12 protein-coding genes are annotated in these 12476 nt (G+C 69.4%); 6 read left to right on the forward strand and 6 right to left on the reverse strand.

Translation table 11 applies throughout. The features are described from left to right. Positions 1 to 8: 8 nt before the first annotated feature. The 5 genes from ACH4U7_RS22655 to ACH4U7_RS22675 all read left to right on the forward strand — a co-directional run bounded on the left by ACH4U7_RS22655 (position 9) and on the right by ACH4U7_RS22675 (position 5153). Positions 9 to 1475 carry an aldehyde dehydrogenase gene (locus ACH4U7_RS22655; RefSeq protein ID WP_398529659.1) on the forward strand — a complete coding sequence of 489 codons (1467 nt, stop codon included), beginning with the start codon at positions 9 to 11 and terminating at the stop codon, positions 1473 to 1475. A gap of 51 nt (positions 1476 to 1526) precedes the next feature. Further along, on the forward strand, positions 1527 to 2885 hold the full coding sequence (locus ACH4U7_RS22660) for an MFS transporter (protein WP_398529660.1): 1359 nt from the start codon (positions 1527 to 1529) through the stop codon (positions 2883 to 2885). A gap of 30 nt (positions 2886 to 2915) precedes the next feature. After that, entirely contained in the window at positions 2916 to 3779 is an 864-nt protein-coding gene (locus ACH4U7_RS22665) for a hypothetical protein (RefSeq protein WP_398529661.1), read from the forward strand. Beyond that, positions 3776 to 4606, forward strand: coding sequence for an HpcH/HpaI aldolase/citrate lyase family protein (locus ACH4U7_RS22670; RefSeq protein ID WP_398529662.1), 831 nt, complete (start codon positions 3776 to 3778; stop codon positions 4604 to 4606). Before ACH4U7_RS22665 ends, ACH4U7_RS22670 begins: the two co-directional genes overlap by 4 nt. A gap of 163 nt (positions 4607 to 4769) precedes the next feature. Continuing rightward, a complete protein-coding gene (locus ACH4U7_RS22675; protein WP_398529663.1) occupies positions 4770 to 5153 on the forward strand; it encodes a VOC family protein in 384 nt (127 codons plus the stop codon). A gap of 223 nt (positions 5154 to 5376) precedes the next feature. Here ACH4U7_RS22675 and ilvA read toward each other — a convergent pair whose 3' ends face one another. After that, on the reverse strand, positions 5377 to 6642 hold the full coding sequence (ilvA, locus tag ACH4U7_RS22680; RefSeq protein ID WP_398529664.1) for a threonine ammonia-lyase IlvA: 1266 nt from the start codon (positions 6640 to 6642) through the stop codon (positions 5377 to 5379). Positions 6643 to 6670: 28 nt separating this feature from the next. Between ilvA and ACH4U7_RS22685 the strand changes: the two genes are divergently transcribed. Then, the gene (locus ACH4U7_RS22685; protein WP_398529665.1) at positions 6671 to 7471 is read left to right on the forward strand and encodes an IclR family transcriptional regulator; all 801 of its coding nucleotides are present in this window, start codon (positions 6671 to 6673) and stop codon (positions 7469 to 7471) included. Here ACH4U7_RS22685 and ACH4U7_RS22690 read toward each other — a convergent pair. From ACH4U7_RS22690 to ACH4U7_RS22710, 5 genes are read right to left on the reverse strand one after another with little or no spacing between them, the layout of a single operon-like run. After that, positions 7437 to 7724 carry a glycerate kinase gene (locus tag ACH4U7_RS22690; RefSeq protein WP_398529666.1) on the reverse strand — a complete coding sequence of 96 codons (288 nt, stop codon included), beginning with the start codon at positions 7722 to 7724 and terminating at the stop codon, positions 7437 to 7439. The two genes, ACH4U7_RS22685 and ACH4U7_RS22690, sit on opposite strands and share 35 nt — an antisense overlap. Beyond that, entirely contained in the window at positions 7721 to 8695 is a 975-nt protein-coding gene (locus tag ACH4U7_RS22695) for a 2-hydroxyacid dehydrogenase (RefSeq protein ID WP_398529667.1), read from the reverse strand. Before ACH4U7_RS22695 ends, ACH4U7_RS22690 begins: the two co-directional genes overlap by 4 nt. Next, positions 8692 to 9633: a hypothetical protein gene (locus ACH4U7_RS22700; protein WP_398529668.1), complete on the reverse strand. Its 942-nt coding sequence runs from the start codon at positions 9631 to 9633 to the stop codon at positions 8692 to 8694. The genes ACH4U7_RS22695 and ACH4U7_RS22700 overlap by 4 nt, the downstream gene beginning before the upstream one ends. Next, positions 9633 to 10868 (reverse strand): CaiB/BaiF CoA transferase family protein, encoded by a 1236-nt coding sequence (locus ACH4U7_RS22705; RefSeq protein ID WP_398529669.1) that lies wholly within the window; start codon positions 10866 to 10868, stop codon positions 9633 to 9635. The genes ACH4U7_RS22700 and ACH4U7_RS22705 overlap by 1 nt, the downstream gene beginning before the upstream one ends. Positions 10869 to 10904: 36 nt before the next feature. Next, positions 10905 to 12320: a GntP family permease gene (locus ACH4U7_RS22710; RefSeq protein WP_398529670.1), complete on the reverse strand. Its 1416-nt coding sequence runs from the start codon at positions 12318 to 12320 to the stop codon at positions 10905 to 10907. Between the last annotated feature and the right edge of the window lie 156 nt (positions 12321 to 12476).

Here is a 12476-nt window from a genome sequence, read left to right on the forward strand (position 1 = left end):
GATTCCCCATGAAACGCTACGAGTTGTTCATCGATGGCGAGAGCCGCAAGGCCGACGGCGGCGAGTGGTTCCCCACCGACAACCCCTACCTGGGCACGCCATGGGCCGAGATCGCCAAGGGCACCGCGCAGGACGTCGACGACGCTGTCCGGGCCGCCCACCGCGCCCTGCACACCGGCCCCTGGGCCGAGCTGACCGCCAGCGCGCGCGGCGCCCTGCTGCGCCGGCTCGGCGACACCATCACCGCCCACAGCCGCCACCTCGCCCAGGTCGAAGTGCGCGACAACGGCAAGCTGTTCACCGAGATGTACGGCCAAATCGCCTACGTTCCCGAGTGGTTCCACTACTACGGCGGGCTCGCCGACAAGATCGAGGGCACCGTTCCGCCGCTGGACAAGAAGGGCTACTTCGCCTACACGAAGAAGGAGCCCGTCGGGGTCGTCGCGGTCATCACGCCATGGAACTCCCCGTTGTTGCTGCTGGCCTGGAAGATCGCTCCGGCCCTGGCAGCGGGCTGCACGGTGGTGGTCAAGCCGTCGGAGTTCACCTCCGCCTCCACCCTGGAACTGGCCCGGCTCTTCCGCGAGGCGGGGCTGCCGCCCGGCGTGGTCAACGTCGTCACCGGCTCCGGCCAGGACGTCGGGGCCGCGCTCGTCGAGCACCCCCTGGTCCGCAAGGTGAGCTTCACCGGTTCGGACGCCACCGGCCGACACATCAACCAGACCGCCGCCCGGGACTTCAAGCACGTCAGCCTCGAACTGGGCGGCAAATCCCATAACATCGTCTTCGCCGACGCCGACCTGGAGGCCGCCGCGGGCGGTGCCGTCTCCGGCATCTTCGCCGCCACCGGCCAGACCTGCATCGCCGGCTCCCGCCTCCTGGTGCAGCAGAACGCGCATGACGAGGTCGTGGACCGCCTGCTGGGCCTCGCGGGCACGGCCCGGATGGGCGATCCGATGGACGAGAACACCCAGGTGGGGCCGATCACCACACCCGCCCAGTACGCCAAAGTCCTCGACTACATCGACATCGCGCAGCAGGAGGGCGCCCGGCTCGCCCTGGGCGGCAAGGCCGCCGACCGCGGCGGGTGGTTCGTCGAGCCGACCGTCTTCACCGGCGTACGCAACAGCATGCGCATCGCCCAGGAAGAGGTCTTCGGACCCGTCCTCTCCGTCATCCCCTTCAAGGACGAGGACGAGGCGGTCGAGATCGCCAACGACAGCCGCTACGGCCTCGGCGCCGGCGTGTGGACCGGCGACATCGGCCGCGCCTTCCGCATGGCCGACCGCATCCGCTCCGGCACCGTCTGGATCAACACCTACCGCGCGGTCAGCTATCTCGCGCCCTTCGGCGGCTTCAAGGACTCCGGCCTCGGCCGCGAGAACGGCATCGCCGCCATCACCTCCTACCTGGAGGACAAGACCGTCTGGATCAACACCGGCGCGCCCACCGGCAACCCCTTCGTCCTGCGCTGAGAGGACCCGCACGCCCCGTTCCCCATCGCGACAAGAGCAACGGAGCTTTTCATGTCGCAGAGCCGCACCCCCTCCGCCCCCGCACGCTCCCATGTCACGGCCAACGTCATACGCGGCTGCCTTGGCAACCTGATCGAGTGGTACGACTGGTTCGCGTACGCCACGTTCAGCATCTACTTCGCCGCCGTGTTCTTCCCCGAGGGCGATGCCACGGCCCAACTCCTCTCCTCCGCCGTCGTGTTCGCGGTCGGCTTCCTGATGCGCCCCCTCGGCGGCTGGCTGCTCGGCGCCTATGCCGACCGGTACGGCCGCCGCCGCGCCCTGACCCTGTCGGTCACCCTGATGAGTGCCGGCTCGCTCACCATCGCCCTCGCCCCCGGCCACGCCGTCATCGGCCTGTGGGCTCCCGTCCTCCTGGTCCTGGCGCGCCTGCTCCAAGGGCTTTCCGTGGGCGGCGAGTTCGGCTCCAGCGCCTCCTACCTCGCCGAAGTCGCCCCCGCGGGCCGGCGCGGTTTCTACTCCAGCTTCCAGTACGTGTCCATCGTGCTCGGCCAGCTCGCCGCCCTGCTGGTGGCGATCGTCCTGCAGAACACGCTCACCGAAGGGCAGTTGGAGAGCTGGGGCTGGCGAATCCCCTTCGTGATCGGCGCTCTGGCCGGACTGGTCGTGATGTACCTGCGCCGCTCCATGGAGGAGTCGGAACACTTCCGGCAGGAGAAGGCAAAGGTCGCCGCACCACACGAACGCAAGGGCCTGCACTCCCTCTGCACCGAGTACCCGCGTCAGCTGCTGGCCGTCTTCGGGCTCGCCATCGGCGGCACCGTCGCCTTCTACACGTACACCACGTATCTCCAGAAGTACCTGGTGAACACCGCGGGCATCCCGAAGTCGACGGTCTCCCTCATCGGCTTCGCCGCCCTGTTCGTCTACATGCTGCTCCAGCCGGTCGCGGGCGCCCTGTCCGACCGGGTGGGCCGACGCCCGGTCATGTTCGTCTTCTCCGTCGGCGGCATGCTCCTGACGGTCCCCGTCATGACCGCCCTCGGGCACATCCGCAATCCATGGCTCGCCTTCCTGCTGATGACTCTCGCCCTGGCCTTCGTGAGCGGGTACTCGGCGCTGGCCGCCATCATCAAGGCCGAGATGTTCCCCACCAAGGTCCGGGCCCTCGGCGTCGGCCTGCCGCACGCCCTGGTCACCGCCACCTTCGGCGGGCTGACGGAACCCATCGCGCTGGCCCTGAAGAAGGACGGGCACGAGACCGTGTTCTTCTGGTACGTCACCGCGTGCATCGCCCTGACCTTCCTGGCCACCCTTGCCGTGCGCGAGCCGTCCCGCACCTCCCTGCTGGAGGAGGCGGGGACGGCCCCCGCAACGCCCGCCTCACCGACGACCGCTCCACTGACCTGACCACTCGCCGACAAGGAAACGACGACGCCCATGCCCGCTTCCCTCGCCTCCTACGTGGAGTCATGGCATCCCGAACCGGTGTCCGACGAGGACGCCCTGCCGCCGGGTCCGGCAGCGGCCCTGTCGGCACTGCTGGACCTCCCCGGCACCGCCGCCAAGTCCGGTGACCCCCTTCCGCCACTGTGGCAGTGGCTGTACTTCCTGCACTGGGCGCCCCAGCAGGCCCTCGGCCAGGACGGGCATCTGCGCGACGCCCGCTTCCTGCCGCCCATCCCCGACCGGCGCCGCATGTTCGCCGGCGGACGGTGCGAGATCATCCAGCCCCTGCGCCTCGGTGAGCCCGCCGGGCGCACGAGCAGCCTGGCCGCCATCACTCCCAAGCAGGGCCGCAGCGGGGAGCTGCTGTTCGTCACCGAACGCCAGGAGTTCCGGCAGGACGGCCGGGTCTGCCTGGTGGAGGAGCAGGACATCGTCTACCGGTCGGGCGACGGCTCCCCGCCCCGGCACCCGGGCACGCTCGACAACTCGGCCGCAGCGGAGCCCGAGGGCCCGTGGCAGCTGCGTCTTCAGCCGGCCGAGACCCTGCTGTTCCGGTTCAGCGCGCTCACCGCCAACGCCCACCGCATCCACTACGACACCCCGTACGTCCGCGATGTGGAGGGCTACCCCGGCCTCGTCGTCCACGGCCCGCTGCTGGCCCTGCTCATGCTGGAGCTGGTCCGCAGGAACGCCCCCGAACGGCAGGTGCGGTCGCTGTCCTACCGGCTGCACCGGCCCGCGTTCGCCGGCGAGCACCTCCTCGCCGACGGCTCCGCCGACGACGGACACGCCCGGCTGCGCATCGCCACGCACCGCGAGGTCCGGCACGCCACCGCCGAGGTGGCCTTCGCATGAGCCACCCGGACAGCGATCGCGTCGCCGCCGCACGCACCCTGCTCTTCGTCCCCGGCGACCGGCCCGACCGCTTCGCCAAGGCAGCCTCCTCGGGCGCCGATCTGGTCATCATCGACCTGGAGGACGCCGTCGCCCCCGGCGACAAGGAAGCGGCCCGCGACAACGCCGCCGCCTGGCTCGCCCTCGGCCACCGCGCCGTCGTACGGGTCAATCCGCCCGGCACCCCCTGGTTCGAGGCGGACCTGGCACGGGCGGCCGACCACGGCTGCACCCTCATGGTGCCCAAGGCCGAGGAGCCGGCCGTCCTCACGGAGATCGCCACGCGCACGGCCGGGCGCTGCCCGCTGATCCCGCTGGTCGAAACGGCCCTCGGCATCGAGCGGGCCCCCCAGGTGTGCGCCGTTCCCGGTGTGGTGCGCGCCGCCTTCGGCAACGTCGACCTGGCCGCTCAGCTCGGCGTCGCCCCCGACGACCACACGGCCCTGACGTACGCCCGCTCCCGGCTGGTCCTCGCCTCCGCCGCGGCGGGCGGCCACCCGCCCGTCGACGGCGTCACCACCGCCGTACGGGATCCCGAGCCCCTCCGCGCGGACACCGCGCACGCCCGGAGCCTGGGGTTCACCGGGAAGCTCTGCATCCATCCCGCTCAAGTACGGCCCGTCGCCGACGGGTTCGCCCCCACCCACGGCGAACTGCGCTGGGCACGCCGTGTCCTCGACGCCGGTGACTCGGTGACCGCGATCGACGGGCAGATGGTCGACCGGCCGGTCCTCGAGCGCGCACGGGCTGTTCTGGCCCGGGCCGGAGAGCCCCGCACCGCACCGTGATCCCGCCCCGGCGGGCCCGCCGGGATCGGTCATCGTCATCGACAACGACAGGCGTACTGACGTCACCCGTCTGGGCGGCACTTTCCTGATCGGGGCGGCGCGGCGGCTCCGGGATGCGTTGACATCCAGCAGGAGAAACGGACAAGTGGAGAGGTGGCGAACGATGCGGATACAGCGTCTCGACCATTTGGTGCTCACAGTGGCCGACATCGATACAACGGTCGACTTCTACACGCGTGTCCTGGGCATGGCGCCGGTCACCTTCAAAGGCGGCCGCCGCGCGCTGTCCTTCGGGCGCAGCAAGATCAATCTGCATCAGGCCGGAAAGGAGTTCGAGCCCAAGGCCCGGCACCCCACCCCGGGGAGTGCTGATCTGTGCCTCGTCGTCGACGAACCCATCGACCGCGTGCTGAGGGAACTGGCCGACCTGGGGGTGACGGTGGAGGAAGGACCAGTCGAACGAACGGGAGCCACCGGGCCGATCATCAGTGTGTATCTGCGCGACCCGGACCAGAATCTGATCGAACTCAGTAACTACCTCAGCTGAGGCGCGCACTCCGGGAGGGCTCCAGCCTCCCGGAGGATCATCAGCTCGCCGAAGAGGACAGGACATCGGTGGCTGGTCTGCCGGAGCAGCCACCGATGTGCTGTCCGGTCGGGGCCGAGGGTTCACTGGGCAACGCGGACGGTGATCAGGGCGACGCCGGCCTCCGCTCCCTGGAGGCCCATGCTGTCCGTGGCGGCGGGCTCGTCCCACCGGGCGCGGAATGTCAGGTCAGGAACGTGAAGAGCGGGCTGTCCGGAGGGACGCGCTCGATCCGGTGCGGGGCCTTTGCCATGCGTTCCAGCAGCGGTTCGAGGCCGTCAGGCGCACCGAGTTCGATGCCCACCAGTGCGGGGCCGGTCTCGCGGTTGTTTCGCTTCATGTACTCGAAGAGGGTGATGTCGTCGTCCGGCCCCAGCACGACGTCGAGGAACCATCGCAGTGCACCCGGTTCCTGCGGGAACTCGACGAGGAAGTAGTGCTTGCGTCCCTCGAAGAGCAGTGCGCGCTCTACGATCTCGGCGTACCTGCTCACGTCGTTGTTGCCGCCCGAGACGACACACACGACCGTCGCGCCGGGCTCCAGGCCGAGATCGCGGTCGAGCGCGGCGGAGGCCAGGGCGCCCGCCGGCTCGCTGATGATGCCGTCGGACTGGTAGAGGTCGAGCATCTCCACGCAGACCCGGCCTTCCGGCACCGTGAGCAGACGAGGCGGCTGCCGGGCGACGACCGCGTAGGTGTGTCTGCCGACCGTGCGTACGGCTGCGCCGTCGACGAAGGGATCGAGCTCCGACAACGTGACGGGACCTCCGGCGGCCAGCGCCGCTGCCATACCCGCCGCACCCTGCGGTTCGGCCCCGATCACCTGGACGGTCGGGTGTGTCTCACGGAGCCAGGCGATGGCGCCCGCGAGCAGGCCGCCACCGCCGACGGGGAGGATCACCGCATCCGGAGCACGGCCGAGCTGCTCGACGGCTTCGCTCACCACGGTGCCTTGTCCTGCGATGGTGCGCGGGTCGTCGAAGGCGGGGACGAGCGTCGCTCCGGAAGCACGGGTGTATTCGATCGCCGCAGCGGCGGCATCGTCGTAGGTGTCGCCCTCGACGATCATGTGGACGTGCTCGCCGCCGAGTGTCCTCACCCGATCCCGTTTCTGCCGGGGTGTCGTCCTCGGCAGATACACCCGGGCTGGCACGCCCAGGGATGCGCAGGCCAGTGCGACGCCCTGGCCGTGATTCCCGGCGCTCGCGCAGACCACACCGCGCCGACGCTCCTCCGCGGACAGCTGTGCGATGAGGTTGTAGGCGCCGCGTGCCTTGTACGACCGTACGGCCTGCTGATCCTCGCGCTTGAGCCACACGTCGAATCCGTACCGCGCGGACAGCCGCTCGCTGCGGTGCAAAGGGCTCGGCCGGATCACCTCCGCGCACCGCCGGGCGGCCGCGACCACATCCGATGCGCCCACGATGCCTGTCCCACTGTGCTCAGCCACCCGTTTCTCCTGTCGTATCGTTATGCGCATGGCAGTCCGAGGTAAGTCCGCCACGGTGGCGAACGAAGGGTCGAAGCAGGCGCCGCTGCTCGTCCTGGGAAAGATCGCCGAGATCCTCAACGCTTTCACACTGACCCAGCCCGCGATGAACTTGCGCGAGATCCAGCAGCAGACCGGACTGCCTGCCTCGACCGTGCAACGCCTGGTGACGAACCTGGTCGCGCACGGGTTTCTCGACCGCTCCGAGGATACGTTCCGGATCGGGGTGAAGATGGCCTACTGGGCGGCTGCCGCGGCAAAGGACCTCGACATCCTCCACGTGGTCAACCCCGCCCTGAAGGACCTCCGCGACCAGACCGGGGAAACCGCGTGCTTCTTCCGCTCCGAAGGCACCCAGCGGGTGTGCATCGCGGTCGCCGAAACCCGGCATGCCCTTCGCCGGGAGATGTCGGTGGGGAAGATCGCCCCCATCACCGTGGGGTCGTCGGGGCGTGTGCTGCTGGCCTGGGATCCGGATCTCACCGAGCGCGTGCTGCGGGAAGAGCTTCCGCAGCTGACCGAGAGCACCGTGACCGACAAGGACGAGCTGCGCAGGCTGATCAAGCAGACGCGTTCCGAGGGGTATGCCATCACGGTCGGTGAACGCATCGACGGTGCGTCGGGCCTCGCGGCCCCGGTGTTCGACTCGGCCGGGGACCTGGTCGGGGCGCTCATGGTCCACGGGCCGACGCTGCGCATGCCCTATGAGCGGTGCGTCGAATGGGTCGATCTGGTGGTGGAGCATGCCGAACAGATCACCCGGGCGCTCGGCGGCCGGTACCCGGCCTGACCCGGAGCCGCTGTCCGATGGCCCGGCCTGCCGCTTCCATGGCTGCCTCGTCGCTCGCCACGATGACGTCCGTGAACTCCTCGCGCAGAGGCCCGAGATCCGCGCCGACGGAGCCCGCCACGGCGAAGCACGCGATACCGGCTGAGAGCACGGGGACGGCCGGGGTCTGGGCCAGTCCCCGGCCGATCGCCGTGGCCACCTGTGGTGCGGTGTACGTGCCCTTGAAGCTGTCGGGCGCCACGACGACCTTCATCGCCACGCCTCCGGGTTCACCGCATGGGCCGGCATCTCTCCCCGCGCCATGGCGACCGCGTTGTTCGCGCAGACCTCGGCCATGGTGGCGCGGACCGAGCGGGTGGCGCTGCCGACGTGGGGCAGGAGGGTGGTGTTCGGCAGGTCGGCGAGGCCATCGGCGAGCGCGGGTTCGTCCTCGTACACATCGAGCCCCGCTCCGGCGATCTCACCTGAGCGCAGCGCCTCGACGAGTGCCTTCTCGTCCACCACGGGCCCGCGCGAGGTGTTGACGAGGCAGGCCGTCGGCTTCATGGCGCGAAGGGTCTTCTCATCCACCAGATGGTGTGTGGCGTCGGTCAACGGGACGTGCAGCGAGATGAAGTCGCTGGTGCGCACCAGGTCGTCCCACTCGGCGAACTGCACCCTACCGGCGAGGTGTCCAAGCCGCTCGGCGGGTACGGGTCCGCTGCGTGCGGTGTAGCGCACGGTCATGCCGAACCCGAGAGCGCGTTCCGCCGTCGCCCGGGCGATCCGTCCGAAGCCGACGAGTCCGAGCGTGGCACCGCTGACGTCGCTTCCGAGAAGCAGCTCGGGCTGCCAGCCCTGGTATTTCCCCGCGCGGACGAAGCGGTCCGCCTCCACGCAACGCCGTGCCGTGGCCAGCAGGAGAAGCATCGCGATATCGGCGGTGGCGTCGGTGAGGACACCGGGCGTGTTGCCCACGAGGATTCCGCGCCGGGTGGCGGTGGCCACGTCGACGTTGTCGTATCCGACCGCGTAGTTGGATATGCCCTTGATCGTCGCGTCTTCCAGTACGGCCCGGTCGAACACATCTGTCAGCTGGGCGACGACGACGTCGACGTCCCCCGAGGAACATTCCCGGCGCAGTTCGCCCGCGGACAACTGCCGGTCGGGTACGTGCACCTCACCGGCAGCCTCCAGAATGTGCATTCCGGGAGCCGGGATGGCGGTGGTCACCAGGAACTTCATCGGCACGCCTGCGCATCCGGTGCCGCCACGGCCCACTCGAACGCGGTGGTGCTGGAGTGCGCCGCCTGACCTGCCCGGGAACGGTTCGGCTCGTCCAGTTCCGCCAACAGCCCATCGGCCAGCTCGACAATGGTGCCGAAGGTGTCCGGAGTCAGCCAGTCGGGACGCAGTGCGAAGAGCAGGTCCTCCGTCGCGGCGTTCCCGCTGGCACCGGGTGCGAACGGGCAGCCGCCGAGGCCGCCGAGTGCCCCGTCCAGTTCGCTTGCTCCGGCGGCCACCGCGGCCAGGGAGTTGGCGACGCCCATCCCCCACGTGTCGTGCCCGTGGTAGACGATCCGTCGCGCGGGCGATCGCGTTGCCACTGCGGAGACCAGGCTGGTCACCTGGGCCGGCACGGCCTGCCCCAGGGTGTCGCACACCACGATGTCCTCGGCGCCCTCCGTACGGGGGTCGTTGGCTATCCGGAGCACCGTCTCCTCCGGAACGAGGCCGTCGAACGGACAGGTGAACGCCGTGGCGATGCAGAGCTGGATGCGCCCGCCGGCCGAGCGCGCGTGCTCGATCGCGGCCGGCATGGCCGCGAGGCTGTCCTCGGTCGACCGGCCGATGTTGGCCTGGTTGTGGCGGTCGGACGCCGACAGGCAGTACTGAAAGTTCACCGCGCCCGCCCTGGCCGCCTTCTCGACATGCCGTGGGGTGGCCACCCAGACCCAGGACCGGGCGAGCTCGTCCGGCTCCAGGCGCTCGATCACCTCCAGCGTGTTGGCCATGGGCGGGACGAGCGTCGGATTGGCGAGCGAGCCGATCTCCACACTGGGGATGCCGAGCGAAAGGAGTTCACGGACGACGGCCACCTTCCGGTCGGTGGACAAGGGCTTGCCGGTGAGCTGGAGGCCGTCGCGCAGCGTCACATCACGCAGGGTCACAGGGGTAGTCATCACTTCTTCTCCATCTCCATGATGATCGCGTCGGTCTCCTCGTCACTCCTGCCGAGCAGTTCGGTGAGCACCTGTCGGGTGTGCTCGCCGAGGTCGGGACCCAGGGACCGGACAGGCAGAGACCTCTCGCCGAGGACCGGGACGATGCCGGGGAATCCCACCTCCTCGGGCTCGTCGGCCGCTATGGGGACCGGCAGCCGCTGGATCATGTCGCGGGCGGCGAACTGCTGGTCCGCGCAGATGTCCGCCGCGGTGTAGATCGGGCCCGCCGGGACGCCTGCGGCGTCGAGGGCTTTGAGTACGTCGTCCCGAGGAAGCGACTTGGTCCATGTGCTGATCGCGCCGTCGAGTTCGTCACGACGTGCCCATCGCTCCGCGTTGGTCTGCAGTCCGGGATCGTCTGCGAGATCGGGACGCTCGATGGCGCGCATATAGCGCCGGAAGATCGCGTCTCCGTTACCGGCGATCACCACGCTGTGCCCATCGCCGCACTCGTAGGCGTTGGTGGGGGCGATGCCCTCCATCCTGCCGCCGACCCGCTGCCTTTCGAGGCCGTAGGCGAGGTAGTCGGGAACGAGTGATTCCATCATCGAGAACACGGCCTCGTGCAAGGCGACGTCCACCGTTCGCTCGGACAACGGCGACTTCGCGGGGACTCGCTCGCGCTGCAGAAGCGAGATCACTGCGCCGAACGCCGCGTACAGGCCCGCGATCGAATCGCCTATGGACACTCCGACCCGGGAGGGCGGGCGGTCTGCTTCCCCGACCAGGTGGCGCAGGCCTCCCATGGCCTCGGCAACCGCGGCGAACCCCGGGCGGTCCGACAGGGGCCCGGACTGGCCGAACGCGGAGATGCGGGCCAGCACGATATCGGGGTTGGCCTCCTCGAGGGCGGCGGGGCCCAGTCCCCAGCGCTCCAGCGTGCCGGGGCGGAAGTTCTCGATCACGACATCACATCGCCGCACCAGTTCCAGCACGGTCGCCCGGCCGCGGTCCGTCTTGAGGTCGAGCACCACCGACTTCTTGTTGCGGTTGATGGTGCGGAAGAGCATCGAGACGTCACCGGCGTAGAGCCGCCAGTTCCGCAACTCGTCTCCGGTGCCCGGGCGTTCGATTTTGATGACCTCGGCACCGAAGTCCGCGAGCAGTCGCCCGGCGGTGGGGCCCGCGATGTAGTTGCCGAGTTCGAGCACACGCACTCCGTGCAGCGGCAACTGGGTGCTGTGGTTCGTCATGGGTCCTCACGTGATAGTCGGGGAGGGAAGGTCAGATCAGAGGACGGCGCTCAGCGCCAGGATCGGGCCCATCGCGACGACGGAGGCGACGGAGACCCCGACCGAGCAGGTCTTGAGCGTGCCGCGAGTGGTCTGGCCCATCAGGGACTGGAGCAGCCAGAAGGTGTTGCTGGTCAGGTGCACGAAGAACAGTGATCCGGCTCCTGCGGACAGCGCGATCAGTACGGGGTCGAGGCCCAGGGTGGGGGCCACCGGCGCGAGCAGACCGGCGGCGGTGATCGCGGAGATCGTCACCGAGCCGACGGCGACGTGCAGCACGGCGGCCACCAGCCACACCATCAACAGCGGGGCCCAGGTGTTGGCCTTGAAGTATTCGCCGAGGATGTTCCCCAGCCCACTGGCGGCGATCACCGCTGCGAGACAGCCTCCGACGCCGTTGAGGAGGAGGATCTGCCCGCTGTCGCGCATGCCCTTGCTCAGCGCGGCGTCCACCCGGGGCTGTCCGAGGTAACGCCGGGCGACGAGGCAGGTGGCGACCAGGCCGAACATGAGGGCCACGACCGGGCTGGAGAGCAATGCCACGACGGAGTTGTGCCACCCCGCCACCTGGGAGAGGGCTCCGGCGGCGATGAGGAGGAGGGAGACGAGGAGGGGCGAGAAGAGGAGGAGAAGCCGGGGCTGCGGCTGGGTACGGGCCTTCACCTCCACTGCCGTCATGGTCCCGCCGCCAGGGGTGTTCTGCCCGTCGGAGTCCGTGTCGCCGACACTGCCGCTGTCCGCGGCTGTGCTCGGCGCGGGCCCGGAAACGTCCTCTTCGTCGAGCGCCGGGTTCCACCAGCCGCGCGTCAGCGCGAAGTTCATGATGGAGATGGCGATGGCCACGGTCGGGACGACGACGATGAGTCCGTACAGCAGGTACGTGCCGAGCGGCACATTGAGGAGCGCGGCGAGCGCCAGCGCTGCGGCACCGGGGACCGTGAAGACGATGCCGCACTCCAGCCCGATCGCCAGGGCGGTGGCCATGCGGGCGGTGCCGTACCGGCCGAGCTTGGAGGCTATGCCCTTGGCCAGCGGCCCGGTGATCACCAACAGCACGTCCAGATAGACGGACTGCAGAAACGTCGTGATCGTCAATGCCATCGCGTGGGGGATCCGCTTCGGGCCCGCGACACGCAACAGGGTTTCGACGAGGCGCTCGATGGCTCCGAGCTCACGCAGGAGGGCTCCGATGAGCACCCCGAACGCGATCAGGAGTCCGATGTCGGCCATGACGTCGCCGAACCCCTTGGTGATGGTCTTCACGGTCTTGTCGACCCCGAGGCCAGTCGCGAGACCCAGGTAGCAGGCCCCCAGAACCAGCGCGACCACGGGGTTCATCCGCAGCCGCACAATCAGGAACACGATGGCGATCACGGCGATGGCCGTGTTGAGCAAGATTGTGGTGTCCGACATACCTACCGTCCGTTTCGTGCGAGATGGGGCGTATACGAAGCCGGCGGCCCGATCCGATGACCCGCATTATGAGCACGGACCCACAATGCGGGTCAACAGTCGGGTTGTATCGAAAGTGCGCAGGTGGGAACGGCAGCCGGGGGCGGGGTCGCTCAT

Source organism: Streptomyces sp. NPDC020845, assembly GCF_044334165.1.
In the GTDB taxonomy this organism is placed as follows: domain Bacteria; phylum Actinomycetota; class Actinomycetes; order Streptomycetales; family Streptomycetaceae; genus Streptomyces.